Here is a 15,869-nt window from a genome sequence, read left to right as displayed (position 1 = left end):
GCCCGATCCTCCCCTTCTTATGCGCAGGTTCTCAGCGCCAGTTGACCGATCGCGGCAGCTGTCGCCGCCTGGCACGGATCGACAACCGGCAAACCTGTCTTTTCTTCAAGCAGTGTTCGATATTGCGCCATCCCCGCACATCCCGTGATGAGCACATCGGCGCCAAATTGATCTCTCAGCGTTCCGCCAACCTCTGCCAATCGGGCGATGGTTCTGTCCGCATCCGCGAGATCCAGAACACCTAGCCCGAGCGGCAGATCTGCGGCCAGCCGGTCCCGTATGCCAAGAACGCCGAGATACCGGATATGCCGCTGAATGGAGGTGCGCCCCAGAGACAAGATCCCAAAGCGCTGACCAAGCATCATGGCCTGAAGATAGGCGCTTTCCGCAATGCCCAGCACCGGGACGGAGTGTGCCTCCCGTAGCGCAGCCAGACCGGGGTCTGAAAAGCAGGCCACCACAAAAGCAGATGCATCTCCTTGCAAGCTGCCGGCAAGCTCCAAGAGTGGGCCGACGACACCATCGACATGCGCCTGGGTTTCAATTCCCGGTGGGCCCTCCTTTAGGGTGAGGCAGGAAATTGGGACCGGAGACACCTCACGCATCGGAGCAATGGCATCATCAATCCCGTCTGTAACATGTTCTGAACTGTTGGGATTGATCACATAGATGGTCATTAAGGCATCTCCAGCCAACGGCGCGTCATTACATCACTTTTGCGGCCCTAAATCACGCTCCTGGAACGCCTACTCTTCCGGCCCATCATGGATACACAAGAACCTAATTTGAACCCGCGGTGACGCTGGTTCATCAAGGGCAATGGCCATAAGACCTCTCTCAAGCATTTTTTGGTATACCAGCGGAACGCCGGGTGTCAATGCATCGAAAACCCGCACCAGGGTCTTGCGCGGGTGAATAAATGCATCTGACCAGTGTTTAATCAGGAAAGCCGATGGATATGAGCCAGGATCGCTTCGCGGGCATTTTCAATATGTTGGCGCATGGCAGCTTCTGCCGCATCCGGGTCGCGCGCCAAAATCGCATCTATGATTTCGATATGCTCAAGGGCCCCAGGCTGAAAGCGCGACGGGATTTCGCCTTGATCGAAAATGCGGGTCTTAAGTTTCAATCCCTGGATCAGTTCCGCCAGCAGTTTGGATCCGGCGGTTTTGGCGATATGCATATGCAAATCAAAATCGAAATCAGCGTGCGCGACAGCGTTAGGGCGTTCATTTGTAACGAATTCCTCAATCGTCGCCTTGAAGTTCAACCAATCTTCCGGGGCTGAGTTGACGCTGGCCGCCTGTCGCGCAGCCTCACATTCCAGCAAACGCCGGACGTGCAATATTTCAACGATCTCAGACACCGATATCCGGGAAACAGTCGGTGTCCCCCGCGTGTTTCGAGTTACAAGGCCTTCAGTGATCAACCGGGTAATCGCTTCCCTGAGCGGCGTCCGCGAAACACCAAGACGCTCCGCAAAGGTACGCTCTTGCAAGGGCGTTCCAGCTGCGAGGTCACCACAAAGGATCATCTTGCGAAGCCGTTCCAGTGTATGTTCTGTCAAATTCGGCTCTGCTGCCTGCTGTAACGGCATGGGTCTCTTACACATAAATGACGCCTGTTTCAGGTCGCGATTGCATCTTTGGTATACCAAGCGTAGTTTGATTTTGCAAAGAGGAGCAATGTATGACCGCACCCGTTTACGACACAGTGATCCGCAATGGTGTTCTTGGCGATTCACACGGACACGCTGACGGCGATATTGCGATTGTGAACGGGCGCATTGCAGCAACCGGCCACGATCTACCCAAGGGCAACACGGAAATCGATGCTCAGGGACGGCTGGTCCTGCCCGGAGGTGTGGACACCCACTGCCATATCGAACAACTGTCAGGCGCCGGCGTTATGAACGCCGACACCTTTGAAACAGCAACGCGGTCGGCCCTGCATGGCGGGACAACGACGACGGTTTCCTTCGCCGCGCAACACCCCGGCATGCGCATTCGCGATGTTCTGGTGGACTACAGCATACTTGCCGCCGCAGGCGCCATGACGGATTACGCCTTTCACATGATCGTTGCGGACACCGCCGGCGACAACGTGGACGACCTGAAAACAGCCATCGCTGACGGGCATCGCTCCATCAAGATCTTCACCACCTACGACAAAGTCCGCCTTCAGGATAACGAAATCCTGACCACATTGCGCACGGCAAGGGATGCAGGCGCGCTGGTGTGTGTGCATGCGGAAAACGATGCCATGATCCGCGATGCCACAGCCACCCTGTTGGCGGAGGGCAAAAACGCCCCACGATACCACGCCCAGTCTCACCCGCGGCTTGCGGAAATCGAGGCAATCGAGCGCATGTGCCGGTTTTCGGAATTCACCGGTGCACGCGTGATGATCTTCCACATCTCGACAAAAGAAGGTGTCGAGATCGTCCGGAATGCGAAAGCACGCGGAGCCAACATTCACGCCGAAACCTGCACGCACTACCTCTTTCAAACGGAAGAGATTCTTGACCGGCCGGACAGTGCCAAGTTCCTCTGCAGCCCGCCGCAAAGATTGAAGGAAGATCAGGACGCACTTTGGGCCGCACTCGGCCAAGAACTCGAGCTTGTAACCTCCGATCACGCCCCTTACCGGATGGATGAGAGCGGGAAATTCCGGCACGGCAGTGATGCGCCCTTCCCTAAGATCGCAAACGGCCAGCCAGGCCTGGAGCTTCGTCTCCCCCTTCTCTTCGACGCGATGGTGTCGAGCGGACGGGGTGGTTTGGCCAAGTTTGTCGAACTCACATCGGCCGCACCTGCCAGGATATTTGGCCTCAAAACCAAAGGTTCGCTTGGCATCGGCAAAGATGCAGACCTTGTGATTTGGAACCCGGAACGGACGCATAAACTCCCCGACGCCCTCCATGACAATGTCGGCTACAATCCTTTTGCAGGCGCGGTCCTGACCGGTTTCCCGGAAACTGTCCTGCGGCGCGGCGAAATCGTCGTCGATAATGGCGAGCTTTTGACATGGCCCGGAACCGGCCGGCACTTGGACATGGCCGCCGTTCGGTGATGAGTAAGTGATGAGTAGAGGTTTTCGCGGAGCTACCGAAGAAGACCGTGTTTGCCTCAGTTACAGCTTTCAGAGCGCATAGCCCTCTAGCGCCGCACTGCTACAAAAAGCATCATATTCGATCGCCGACAGAGTGATGTTCGCCTACCGGTCGGATATGTAGAAAACCGGACCTTGACCTTCCAGCGACTAGAAGCTCCATCTTGGTTTCAATAGCCAAATCAAAAGATGAAGGAAGGCGCGTTATGGCGGCCGGTTCCAGTTTTCAAAAATCCATTTCTCTACCAATCAAAGGCATGCATTGCGCGTCCTGCGTTGGCCGTGTCGAGCAGGCGTTGAAAGGTGTTCCAGGCGTTGCGGACGCCAATGTCAATCTTGCTACCGAACGCGCGCAGGTTCGCTTTGACGGCGCAGTTGAAACCCAATCTCTGATCACCACGATCGAGGGGTTGGGATACGCGGTCCCGAAACAAACAAGTCACCTTGCGATTGACGGAATGACCTGCGCCGGCTGCGTCCGGCGAGTAGAACAAGCGCTGCTTTCTGTTCCAGGTGTGTCTGAGGCAAGCGTAAATCTAGCCACTGAACGGGCAGCGGTGACAGGAAACGCCGATATCCCAACACTGATTGCAGCGGTTGCGGAGACTGGCAAATCCGCACACCCGATCGGGCAAGACGACCATCCCGCGCAAGACACGGCATCGAAACGGGACGACGAAACGCGCCATCTGAAGAACCGCGTGATAATCGCCGGCTTGCTCACCTTGCCTGTGTTTATCCTTGAGATGGGCAGTCATCTGGTCCCGGGCATGCATCATTTTATCGCGCAGACGATTGGCATTCAGGCCAGCTGGCTGCTGCAGTTTGCGCTTACCAGTGCGGTGCTGTTCGGCCCTGGCCGGTCCTTCTACCGGCAAGGTATACCCGCCCTCATGAAGGGCGCCCCCGATATGAACAGTCTCGTGGCTGTCGGAACCATGGCTGCATATTTGTTTTCTGTGGTCGCGACGTTTGTACCGGCTCTTCTGCCGGACGGTACAGTCAATGTCTATTATGAGGCAGCCGCCGTCATTGTAACGCTTATTCTGATCGGACGATGGATGGAGGCGCGCGCTAAGGGACGCACCTCGGAAGCGATCCAACGGCTGGTAAAACTTGCTCCAAAGACGGCGCGCGTCCGGCGGGATGGCAAGACTGTTGAGGTCGAGGTCTCCAGCGTTGCTGCCGGTGAGATCATCGAAGTGCGTCCCGGCGAACGGCTCCCGGTAGATGGCGAGGTGATCGAAGGGGCAACGTTTGTCGACGAGAGCATGATCACGGGCGAGCCTGTACCGGTTTCAAAAGAACCCGGGGCAACCGTCATCGGCGGAACGGTCAACCAGACCGGCAGCCTGGTGTTTCGTGTCACGGCTGTCGGCACCGACACGATGCTTGCCCAAATCATCCGGCTTGTAGAGGAGGCTCAGGGAGGCAAACTGCCAATCCAGGCGATGGTAGACAAGGTCACCATGTATTTTGTGCCCGCAGTCATCACGCTGGCTCTGCTCACCTTCGGCGTCTGGATTGTGTTCGGGCCGGATCCCGCTCTGACGTTTGGGCTCGTCAATGCTGTCGCGGTCCTCATTATCGCCTGCCCGTGTGCGATGGGCCTTGCGACGCCAACCTCGATCATGGTCGGGACGGGACGCGGCGCCGAGATGGGGGTTTTGCTCCGCCGAGGCGAAGCCTTGCAGGTCTTGAAGGAAGTGCGTGTTGTTGCCTTTGACAAGACCGGAACACTCACCGAGGGCACGCCAAGCCTGACCGATCTTGAGGTAACGAACGGCTTCGATGCCCAAACGGTGCTGTCCCATATCGCAGCTGTTGAAGCAAAATCAGAACATCCAATCGCGCGTGCGATTGTAGAGGCTGCCGGGGCACAAGATCTCGTATTGCCGGCTGCAAGTGATTTCGAAAGCGTGACCGGCATGGGCGTTTCGGCAAATGCAGGCGGACGAACGGTTCAAATCGGCGCAGACCGGTACATGACTCAGCTCGGGCAGGATGTTTCTGTTTTTGGTGACATTGCCGAGCGTCTTGGCCGTGAGGGAAAATCACCGCTTTATGCTGCGCTTGACGGTCAGCTTGCCGCCATCATCGCCGTGTCCGATCCGATCAAGCCGACCACCCCGGCCGCAATTGACGCCCTGCATGCGCTTGGTCTCAAGGTTGCAATGATCACCGGGGACAACAGCCGCACGGCGCATGCAATTGCAAACCGGCTGGGCATTGACGATGTCATCGCAGAAGTTCTGCCGGAAGGAAAACTGGAAGCGGTCAGGACCCTGAAGGCTGCTCATGGCCAGCTCGCTTTTGTCGGCGATGGCATCAACGATGCCCCGGCTTTGGCTGAGGCCGATGTCGGCCTTGCAATCGGGACCGGTACGGATGTGGCGATCGAGGCGGCGGACGTCATTCTGGTCTCCGGCTCGCTCGCCGGTGTGTCGAACGCGATCGCCCTTTCCAAGGCGACAATCCGCAACATCAAGCAGAACCTGTTCTGGGCTTTTGCTTACAACACGGCCTTGGTCCCGGTGGCGGCAGGTATCTTGTACCCGGCATTCGGCATTCTCATGTCACCGGTCTTTGCTGCCGGAGCCATGGCACTCAGCTCCGTTTTTGTCCTCGGCAATGCATTGCGGCTGAGAACCTGGACACCGAAGATGCCGGACGCCTCCGGCAACAGCGTAAATTCCGGAGCGCTGAACGTCGCTCCAGCCGAATAGAGCGATGACCGAGACGGGGCACTGTGCCAAGTCGTGCCCCGTCAGGCATCAGCGGCAGTCTCACCAGTCTTGCATGCAATGAGATTTGGTTAGGCCTGCTTACGGTCAAACAGCTTTTGCGCCATGACTCCAACACGCGTTTCAACCGCTTCCAGCGCGTCAAGGATTATGTCTTCACGAAAGCGCCGGCCGACCATCTGAACGGCAACTGGAAGTCCATCATGCATAATTGGTGACACAATACCGGCCGGCAGGCCCATATAATTCATGGCAAAGGACCAGATCCCGCAACCGAGCACTTCCATTATCCCATCCTTGCCTTCCGCATCCCGGTTCCAGGCGTAGGTCGGTGATGGCAGGAAGGGCGTCAGCACAATCGGGTAGTTCTCAAGCAAGAGGTTCCACTGGCGAATGAAATGCGAGCGGCGCGCCATTTGACGGAGCAGCTCCTCACCCTCAAACGGAGGGAAGAGTTCGAAATACTCGTCGAACATGCGGTTGATTTCGGCGCTGCCGTGGGTGCGGATATCATCGAGCATCAGAACGTTGATCTCGCCCATCAGCGCCCGGTATCCGGTCTCGCCGATCTCACCAATGTCCGGTGTTTCGATTTCAACGACTTCATAACCTGCATCAACCAGGCAATCGCGAGCGACGTCCAAGGCCTTCGTGACAGCTGGATGCGCTTCGAACTGATAGGTGTTTTTCGTAAAGCCGATGCGGGTCGGCTGATCCAGGACCGAACCTTCAAATGGTACGGGGACCTGCCACGGGTCATGCGGATCATATGCAATGGCGGACTTCATGGCGAGGCGCACATCCCGCACTTCGCGGCAGATAACACCCTGGACTGACATCAATTGCGCAAGCAGACCGCGCTCGGCGCTTTGGGAGGGATTCCAGGCAGGTGTGCGGCCGAGCCCCGGTTTGACCGTCACCGCACCCGTGGCTGCAGAGGGAAACCTCAAAGAGCCGCCGATGTCATTGCCATGGGCAATCGGGCCCATACCGCTCATGACAGCAGTGGATGCGCCACCGGACGACCCGCCGGATGAAGCCCAATCGTTCCAGGGGCTAAACGTGCGGCCATAAAGGTCGTTTGTCGTTGTTGCCCTAAACGAAAACTCCGGTGTGTTCGTCCGGCCGATGACAATTGCGCCTGCATTTGTCAGGTTTTTGACGAACGGTGCATCATCTGGAGCAATGACATCGGAAAACGCCTTCACACCATTCGTGGTTGCCTTGTCCTTCTGGTCGACATTGACCTTGATGGTCACCGGCACACCGTGGAGCGGGCCGACCGGTCCGGAGTTTTCCATGTGCGCATCAAGAGCGCGTGCACGCTCAAGCGCCTCATCGCCCATGTCATCGACGACGGCATTGAGATGACCGTTCACTGTCCGCATGCGATCGACTGTAGCTGCCGTGGCCGCTTCAGCTGTGATCTGGCCATTGATGATTTCCGCGACAAGTTCGCTTGCGCTCAATTGCCAGACTGGTTTTTCCGCCATCCTTGGGCTCCCACTCACAACGGACATTTGCAACCGATCCGTTGGAAAAGCTGCTTTTGCCAATTGGTAGTGAAGCCAACCGTTTGAAACAACACCGTAGGTGCACGGTTCCAAATGGCCAAGCTCTTAAATGAAGAGCAGAAATAGCTTGAAGACGTAGAAAGTCTACGTGAGCCAATCCACCTTCGAGCAGGTTGATTGTGCCTGAGTTGTGTTCCGATCGGCGTTCCGCTAGATCCAGATGGTCGGCAGAATGTCCGAACGAACGAAGGATAACACTTGATCGACTTCATGAACGCAGCGGACGCTTTGGCGCACGAAATGGAGTTTCTGGATGACGTAAGCCGCAATCCGGATCGTCGGCATTTATGGTTTTGGGAAAGCCCGCAATGTCTCGTCTCCCCCAAAAGCCTCAGCAACAAAACGAACTTCGATGAAGCATCGCGTCAGCTCGAAAACGAAGGCTGGCCCATCAATTTGCGCAGCACGGGCGGTGACGTGACACCTCAAGGTGCAGGCATCTTAAATGTGACCCATGTCTACGCGACACGGCCTGGAAATGCAGTTGATCTCAAGCAAGAATACGATCGCTTATGCACTCCGATTGAACAAGCGCTGGGCAGCGGTGCAAGCCGGGGATGGCAACCGGGTGCTTTCTGCGACGGGGAATTCAACGTCCAATTCAAGGGCCGGAAATTCGCCGGCACGGCCATGCGCATCAGGCGCGGAAAAGCGGATAGAACCCGCAGTGCAGTCCTTACTCACGCGATTATGCTGATTGATCCTGTGTCTCTTGATGCGATTGCCGCAATCAACAGGTTTTTGCAATTGTTGGAAGAAGACAGACAGATCGATCCAGACGCTCATGCAAGTCTACCTGCTGGTTACAACAAGTCTGACTTCGTAAGCGCATTGAAAGACGCTTTTGACGCGCAAACGTAGAGTATTTTCGGCTCCGCCGCACATTCGGCACTGGCTCTGCCTCTGCAGTTCAAACCCAGCTGCGGCTGGTTCCCAAGAGCGTTACGGCTCGGCTTAGCTGTCTTTTTTGGAAAAGATCTTTTGCATTTTCAATGCTGAGACATCCAGAATCCTGAGAGACAATAAAGTCAAAATATTGATTTCAAATACTTTTTTAAAAGAACCATTATTTTGAATGCTTCCAAAACCACCACGACTCGACTTCTAGGCAAAAGGTCGCCTTGAACGCTCGCCTTCAAATTGGTAAGAAAATTATACCAATAATCAATTACCGATTTCGGACATGGGGAGTTCCGGTGTGAAACTGAGCGATTGCCACAATTTTCAAGACTTCCGGAAACTCGCAAAGAAGCGCCTCCCCGGACCCATTTTCAACTACATTGATGGGGCTGCCGACGATGAGGTGACCTACCGGCGGAACACCGAGGCCTATGACTCCTGCGATCTTGTGCCGAACGTGCTCGCAGGCGTTGAGAACGTCGACATGAGTGTCGAGGTTATGGGTCAAAAACTCGATATGCCGATTTACTGCGCGCCAACAGCGCTGCAGCGGTTGTTTCACCACGACGGTGAGCGGGCTGTTGCCCGTGCAGCGACAAACTACGGCACAATGTTTGGTGTTTCATCGCTGGCGACCGTCACGGTTGAGGAAATTGCCCAAATCGCCAACACACCGAAGATGTTCCAGTTTTATTTCCATAAAGATCGCGGCTTAAACGACGCGCTACTGGAACGAGCTCGCGAAGCAAACTTTGAAGTCATGGCCCTGACGGTTGATACTATCACCGGCGGCAACCGCGAACGCGACCTAAGAACCGGCTTCACCTCACCTCCAAAGCTTACACTCGGCTCGCTGATGAGCTTTGCCATGCATCCCATGTGGGCCTGGAACTTTTACACGAAGCCCAAGTTCGACATGCCTCACCTGTCTGGGTACGTGAGCGAGGGAACGAACGTTGCCGTTTCGGTCGGCAATTACTTCTCGACCATGCTGGACCAGTCGATGAACTGGAAGGATGCGGAAGAACTGTGTGCCAAGTGGAACGGGCAGTTCGCCCTTAAAGGCATCATGAGCGTTGAGGATGCCAAACGTGCCGTTGATATTGGGTGCACAGGGATCATGGTTTCCAACCATGGCGGCCGGCAGCTGGACGGCTCCCGCAGCCCCTTTGATCAATTGGCCGAGATCGTTGATGCGGTTGGCGACAAAATCGATGTGATTTGCGAAGGTGGCATTCAACGCGGCACCCACGTTCTCAAAGCCCTCTCGGTTGGTGCCAAGGCTTGTTCCGGCGGACGGCTCTATCTTTACGCCCTCGCGGCAGCTGGGCAGCCAGGTGTTGAACGCGCACTTGGAAACCTGCGCACAGAGATCGAACGGGACATGAAGCTCATGGGCATCACAAGCCTGGACCAGCTGAGCCGGGAAAACCTTCGGTTTCGCGAAACAGCTTGATAAGATGATTACCCGGACCGGACCTGATTTCAGGAGACGATAATGCAGGCGAGTGAAACTGCGAAAAACGGCGAGCAGCTTGTTGCCAAACTTAAGGCTATTGTCGGCAACCGGCATGTGATCACCAACCCGCGGTCGATGGAGCGTTTCTGCAAAGGCTTCCGGTCCGGCGAAGGCAACGCCCTTGCAGTTGTCCAGCCCGGCACACTCCTGGAACAGTGGCATGTTTTGAAGGCCTGTGTTGAAGCCGACAAGATCGTGATCATGCAGGCAGCGAATACCGGATTGACCGAGGGGTCGACCCCTAAGGGGGAATATGACCGCGAAGCCGTTGTCATGAGCACCAAGCGCATGGACAAGATACAGCTTATCGACGGGGGGAAGCAGATCGTCAGCTTTCCCGGCGCAACTTTGTTCTCTCTGGAAAAGCTGATGGCTCCCCTTGATAGGGAGCCGCATTCGGTTATCGGTTCGTCCTGTATCGGGGCGTCAATTATCGGCGGTGTGTGCAACAATTCGGGCGGGTCGCTGGTCGAACGCGGTCCTTCCTATACGGAATTGGCCCTGTTTGCTCAAATCCGTGACGACGGGACTCTGGAACTCGTCAATCACCTTGGTATTTCACTTGGTGATGATCCGGAAACAATCCTGAGCCGTCTCGAAGCCGGCGACTACTCGGATAAAGACATCGAGGACACAAACCTCAAAGCATCCGATACCGAATATCACAGCCGCGTTCGTGAAATTGACAGCCCAAGCCCGGCCCGGTTCAATGCGGACAAAAGGCGGCTTCACGAGGCATCAGGGTGTGCAGGCAAGCTGGCGGTTTTTGCGGCCCGGCTGGATACCTATCCAAAGCCCGAAGCAGAAGCCATTTTCTATGTCGGAACCAACGACACGCAAGTGCTGACCCGGCTGCGCCGCCATATCCTGGCGGAATTTGAAGACTTGCCGGTGTCCGGCGAATACATGCACTCGGAAATCTACGACATTTCCAAGCACTACGGCAAAGATACACTGGTCCTGATCGACAAGTTGGGGACGGACCGCTTGCCGGGAATTTTCGCCATAAAGGGTTGGGTTGACGCGCGTTTGTCGAAGATCCCGCTGCTCCCTTCAAATCTGACCGATCGCTTCATGCAGGTCGTGACAAAACTGTGGCCGAATGTTCTGCCCGATCGCATGGAAAAGTTTCGGAACGACTACGAGCACCATCTCATTCTGAAAATGCGGGATGGTGGCGTTGCAGAGGCAGAGGCGTTTCTGGAAACCTTCTTTCAGAAAGAAGAAGGCAGCTACTTCTCCTGTACCCCTCGGGAGGGCAAGATTGCCGGCTTGCACAGGTTTGCTGCAGCCGGCGCTGCGGTCCGCTATCAGGCGGTACACTCCAACCAAGTGGAGGACATCCTAGCGCTCGATATCGCTCTTCGCCGAGATGATCGCGACTGGTTTGAACAATTGCCCAAGGACATCGAAGACGGCTTGGTACACAAACTCTATTATGGCCACTTCTTCTGCCATGTCCTCCACCAAGATTACATCGTCAAGAAGGGGCACGACCCGAAAGCGCTGAAAGAAAAGATGCTGAAAATCCTCGACCAGCGCGGAGCAGAATACCCGGCCGAGCACAACGTCGGGCATCTTTACAAGGCCAAGCCGGACTTGGCTGATCACTATATGCGTTGCGATCCGACGAACACACTCAATCCCGGCATCGGCAAGATGTCCCGGCGCAAGTGCTACCACTAGACCTTCAAGCGCTAGATAAGCTTCCAGCGCTCCAATGTGGCTTGCACAATCGCTTGTGTGGCTGGCTTTTCAATCATTTCAAACCGGCGCAGCAACGCCAAAACCCACCATGTCTTTTCACTGCAGCATACTGTTTGGACCTCAAACCATCCCGCTTGCATTGAAATCTGCTGCGGTGGGAGCAGTAATGCCTTGTGGCAGGCCGATAAGCAGGAAATGTTCCAGCGCATTAGTGCCACTGTCAAGCCCCTGCTCATTCCGGTACACGGCAGTGTCGAAGTAGATTGACGCAGCTCTGCCTTCCTGGTCGCCGTGATTGAGGAAATGCTGATAAGCGCTGACAAACATACCGTCCGCAATCGCTTGAGCAACATCCGTGTTTTGCGCCAGATAATACTCAGCATCAAAAAGCGGATTGACAGACCGGTTCTCGGACGAGCCGAACAACTCGTAATGCTTTGAGGCCGAGGCAAAAACACCAGCAGCAACCGCAGCTGCGACATCCGCATTGTCAGCGAGATAAAACTCAGCATCGAACAGAAGGTCCGCGGTACGGTCCTCAGATTTACCGTGCAGGGCATAGTGATCAGCACCACTTGAAAACGCACCGGCTGCAACAGCTGCCGCAACATCCGCATGCGTCGTCAGGTAAACGGCTTCGTTAAAGCCATAGGTTCCAGTCGATGTGGAGCTGTCAGGATTGATGACCAATACCCGGTCCTGACCGGTTCCGTTCGCACCAGTAAACACGACCAGTTCAACCGCGACCAGCGTGTCTGCCCCATCCCCATCCGTAACAGTGACCCCGCTTCGGGTGCCTGACAGACCAACCTCATCCTTCGTACGGTCATAGACAACCGTGTCCAGTTTTTTGCCGCCATTCAGCGCGTAGTTGTCGGTGCTGCCAAGAAGCACATCATCGTTGCTGCTGCCGGCAACCAAATCGTTCCCGGTCGCGCTCCGGCCTGTGTCGAACGCGATGACAAGATCTGCATAATCCGCGTCAGACCCGCTTGTTCCAGAGCTGTTTTCAAGACCGAACGTGTTCTCACCTAAAATCCGGATCTGACCAGCACCATCCAATGTGCTGTCACCGATGAAATACGGCGCCCCATCTTCGGCAAAGAAAATCGGCGCATAGAAACCTGTTGCACCCGAAACGGTCCATGCTGCTGTCGCCGAAGTCCCTGAATAGAGATATTCAAAACCGCCATCCACAAGGTCTTTGGCTTTGGCCCCCAACGCCCGGACTTCTGCCAGCGTTTTTCCGTCAATCTTCAAGCTGCCGTCGGTTCCAACATCAACGCGTACAAAACCGAACTTGTGATGCAAAGTGCTGGTTCCCGACGCAGTGATATCATGGAGTGTGCCCTGTTCCAGATATACAAGCGGAATGTCGGTTTGCCTCTGCGCGTCGGCGAGGATAGCTGCTTCATCCAGTGTGTTTTGAACAGCCGCACTGAGCGTGACATCGCCCAGGGTAATGTCATATCCGCCACCGGCGGCGGCCTGGAACGCAGCCGTCAAGCTGGTATCGACTGTGCCTTGACCGGTTAGTTGTGCGAAACGGATCTCCTGCCCCGCCTCCAGATAAACTGATTGCTGGGCTGCAGCAGCTCCGGATTGCCCGCCACCCAGAACACCCCGGATGTCCTCCGCCAGGGTGACATCACCACCTGTTGAACCATCTCGGCCGACATAATTGCCAGATGCATCCACGACATAAAGCAGAATGGCCGAGCCGGACACTGGACCTTGTGAACCAAGAGTAACCTCAACCCAATTGCCGCTGGATTGACTGTCAGGATTTGAAGCGGTTTCAAAGGTCAGGCCGGCATTGGTCGACGACTGCACGAGAGACAACTCATCCAGAGCAACCGTGACAGTGAGCTCCTTCGAAGTCCGGCCAATCTGGCTGCCGACTTGATTGCCCGTGTTGAAGTATTCGGTCATCAGCACCGTGTAGGTACCATTGCCCAGCGCTTTTCCGGACGTCGTGCTCCAGCGGCCGTCGATGTCAGCCGTGGCAAGGACCGGTGCCAGGTCCGGGCTACCACTCTGCGTGAACGTGATTTGCGCGAGGTTCTGCGCGCTGATCTTGTTGGTGTACTGGTTCAGCCAGTTATTGCTATCAGGGGCAGCGAGCGGATTTTCACCCGTCCACCCGAACACCAAGTTTGATTGATTTGTGGATACGGCATTGGTATCCAGATTCGTCTGGCCGGCGAGCACCGAAAACGCACCGTCAGACAGCGTTCCGGCGACAACGGCCTCCGGCTCAGCCAGCTGAGAAAGATGGGATGTATTGGAATTCCAGGTAAACAGGGAGGGATGCAGCGTCGTGCTGCCGCTATAAAGGAAGTCCAATGCAAAATTGATGATAGTGTCATCGGTTGACGTTTCCGGGGAAACCATGACCAGGCCATCAGCTGCGACGCTGCCACTCTGTCCGGAAACCGCAGGATTTACAAACAGGCTGTCCTGTGTCTCTGCATAGACATTGACTGTCTTCGCGGTATCCCCCGACCCGACAACCAGCTGATACCAAACCGTCCCATTTTCGGCGATGGGCATGTTGGAGATGACCATCGCCCCGTCGGTCTGGACAGTTTTATCAGTGCCATATGCCGCTTCCCATTCGCCCGTCTTGGTGTTTTCAGTGATGGTCCAATTTTGCCAAAGTGTTTCGTCCTTCTTTGGTTGAAACTTTATGGTCCGGAATACTGGAATACCCTCCTCGTTACCAACAAAGACCCTGAGTTCGACCGGCGTATCCTCCTTCAAGACGATATTCTGATTGAAAAAGTTGAGGCTTATGTTTGCGCCTTTGGTGTTGCTCAAAGCAGCAGGCGAATATGATGTGGCATCGAACTGATCGCGAAACAGATCGCTGTGACCCGGCGGAGCGATGTAATTGTAAATGACAGGCTGGGTGTAGCCGGACGGCGTCTCACTATCATCGTAAATGGTCAGATCAATCGTCTGGACATTGGCGCCATTGTAGTAGACCGGGATGAGTGGCCCGCCTTCCGCATAGGCGCTCATGAGATTGTCGGAGTAACCGGAACCGTACGAATTCGAGTTGAAGAAAAACAGCTCAGCATATGGATCCTGGAAGACTGCGGCATCACCAGAGAGGTTTTTGCCGAAGGCGTAGGTCGGATCCCAGTTCCAGTTCTTGTTCAGGTCAATGCTCTCAGTAACATCAGCATTGAGCGATTTGCCTGATGTTCCATAATAACCGCCGGTGAAGCCGGTCAATACCTGGGTGAGAACCGTACCCCATTGATTGTTGGCCCCAGTATTCATCTCCGCGCTGGAAGCGCCTTGAATCGTGTAGGGCGTTTCATCGTCGCGGTTCGAATAGATTTCGACATCGCCGAGCGTTGAATAAATGCTGTTCGCAAGTTGCTCGGCAGTGATCTTTATCGAGCCCTTGATGTGACTTTCAGCGACAGGGTTGAGCCAAAACGCGTTGTCTGTTTCAGACCATTCCAGCCCGTATCCGAAAAAGCCGCCATTGTGGTAGATCCCATTCGCATCGGCAGCTCCGTTGAAGAACCCCGACAGCATGATGCCTGTGTCTTTTTTCAAGCTGTCGACATAAGCAGTCCAGTCGGATTGGGCAAAGACATCCGGGATCTGGTTTTGCTCGGCCAACGCAACCGCTTCGGCAGGCGAAATCGCGGCACGATAGGTCCCGGCCAGCGGACCAGTTGTGAATTTTTCGACGGCATTTGCGTGGATATCCGAAACTGACGTAAAAATGGTGTTGCCGTCTACATCGTACCCTCGGCTCTGCGTGATCAGCGCGCCGGAACTGTCCGTTCCATAGGGAATGTAAAGCTCCATCGGCAGCCCGAAGCCCTGCACCGAGGTGAGGTTTCCAGCATCCCCGGTCTGGTTAAGCAGGGACACTTCAAAACTGTCGACGCGGTACTGGTTGGTTAGTGCATTCTCCCAGTTGATATCGCTTTCCTGGGTTATGATGCTCGTCAAGTCGGTCTGCGTCGCGGTCGGTGATTGGCTTTGAACAAGAACATAGACCTTGCCACCATTATAAGGCTCTGGAAGATCCAGTGTTGCAGAGTATCCTGACTGCCCTTCGATAGAGCTCAATCCGTTGACAACCCCGTTGTTGATGAGTGTCGTCCAAAAGGGTTGGATTGTTCCATCTGTTCCTGGTGCGAAGTAAACGGCATACGCATAAGCGCCGGGATTGGTGAGCTTGGTTGTGAGGGTCTCTGTCAGGCTGATATTGAGGGCAGTCATAATAAGCTCCAATTCTTACCGGCGATGGCATCAAAGGTTTTTTAAGAAATCGCTCTAAATCCT

The 15,869-nt window shown here is 55.3% G+C and carries 9 protein-coding genes; 5 read left to right on the top strand and 4 right to left on the bottom strand.

Features of this window, described 5'->3' with window-relative positions; all coding sequences use genetic code 11:
• Window positions 1-17: 17 nt before the first annotated feature.
• The gene (locus tag SADFL11_RS22735; RefSeq protein ID WP_008190902.1) at window positions 18-677 is read right to left on the bottom strand and encodes an aspartate/glutamate racemase family protein; all 660 of its coding nucleotides are present in this window, start codon (window positions 675-677) and stop codon (window positions 18-20) included.
• 263 nt (window positions 678-940) lie between these two features.
• The gene (locus SADFL11_RS22730) at window positions 941-1,567 is read right to left on the bottom strand and encodes a GntR family transcriptional regulator (protein WP_167579028.1); all 627 of its coding nucleotides are present in this window, start codon (window positions 1,565-1,567) and stop codon (window positions 941-943) included.
• A 122-nt stretch (window positions 1,568-1,689) separates the two neighbouring features.
• Here SADFL11_RS22730 and hydA point away from each other — a divergent pair, with 122 nt between their 5' ends.
• Both hydA and SADFL11_RS22720 read left to right on the top strand, forming a co-directional pair.
• Entirely contained in the window at window positions 1,690-3,072 is a 1,383-nt protein-coding gene (gene hydA / locus SADFL11_RS22725) for a dihydropyrimidinase (protein ID WP_040450945.1), read from the top strand.
• Between the two features lie 245 nt (window positions 3,073-3,317).
• Complete coding sequence (locus SADFL11_RS22720; protein WP_008189812.1) at window positions 3,318-5,837, top strand: heavy metal translocating P-type ATPase; 2,520 nt, start codon at window positions 3,318-3,320, stop codon at window positions 5,835-5,837.
• A gap of 89 nt (window positions 5,838-5,926) precedes the next feature.
• On the opposite strand, the gene SADFL11_RS22715 is transcribed toward SADFL11_RS22720, so the two are convergent.
• The gene (locus SADFL11_RS22715) at window positions 5,927-7,348 is read right to left on the bottom strand and encodes an amidase (RefSeq protein ID WP_040450946.1); all 1,422 of its coding nucleotides are present in this window, start codon (window positions 7,346-7,348) and stop codon (window positions 5,927-5,929) included.
• Window positions 7,349-7,627: 279 nt separating this feature from the next.
• Here SADFL11_RS22715 and SADFL11_RS22710 point away from each other — a divergent pair, with 279 nt between their 5' ends.
• The 3 genes from SADFL11_RS22710 (at window position 7,628) to dld (ending at window position 11,534) form a co-directional block, all read left to right on the top strand.
• Entirely contained in the window at window positions 7,628-8,290 is a 663-nt protein-coding gene (locus SADFL11_RS22710) for a lipoyl protein ligase domain-containing protein (protein WP_209002686.1), read from the top strand.
• A gap of 337 nt (window positions 8,291-8,627) precedes the next feature.
• On the top strand, window positions 8,628-9,785 hold the full coding sequence (locus tag SADFL11_RS22705) for an alpha-hydroxy acid oxidase (RefSeq protein WP_040452445.1): 1,158 nt from the start codon (window positions 8,628-8,630) through the stop codon (window positions 9,783-9,785).
• Between the two features lie 42 nt (window positions 9,786-9,827).
• Window positions 9,828-11,534, top strand: a complete 1,707-nt coding sequence (gene dld / locus SADFL11_RS22700; protein WP_008193115.1) for a D-lactate dehydrogenase — start codon at window positions 9,828-9,830, stop codon at window positions 11,532-11,534.
• Between the two features lie 141 nt (window positions 11,535-11,675).
• Here dld and SADFL11_RS22695 read toward each other — a convergent pair whose 3' ends face one another.
• A complete protein-coding gene (locus SADFL11_RS22695) occupies window positions 11,676-15,806 on the bottom strand; it encodes an autotransporter outer membrane beta-barrel domain-containing protein (RefSeq protein WP_008193546.1) in 4,131 nt (1,376 codons plus the stop codon).
• Window positions 15,807-15,869 lie beyond the last annotated feature (63 nt).

It is taken from the genome of Roseibium alexandrii DFL-11 (genome assembly GCF_000158095.2).
Lineage (GTDB): Bacteria > Pseudomonadota > Alphaproteobacteria > Rhizobiales > Stappiaceae > Roseibium > Roseibium alexandrii.
Note: the sequence above shows the minus strand (reverse complement) of the source record. Positions and strands in the feature narration are given on the sequence as shown.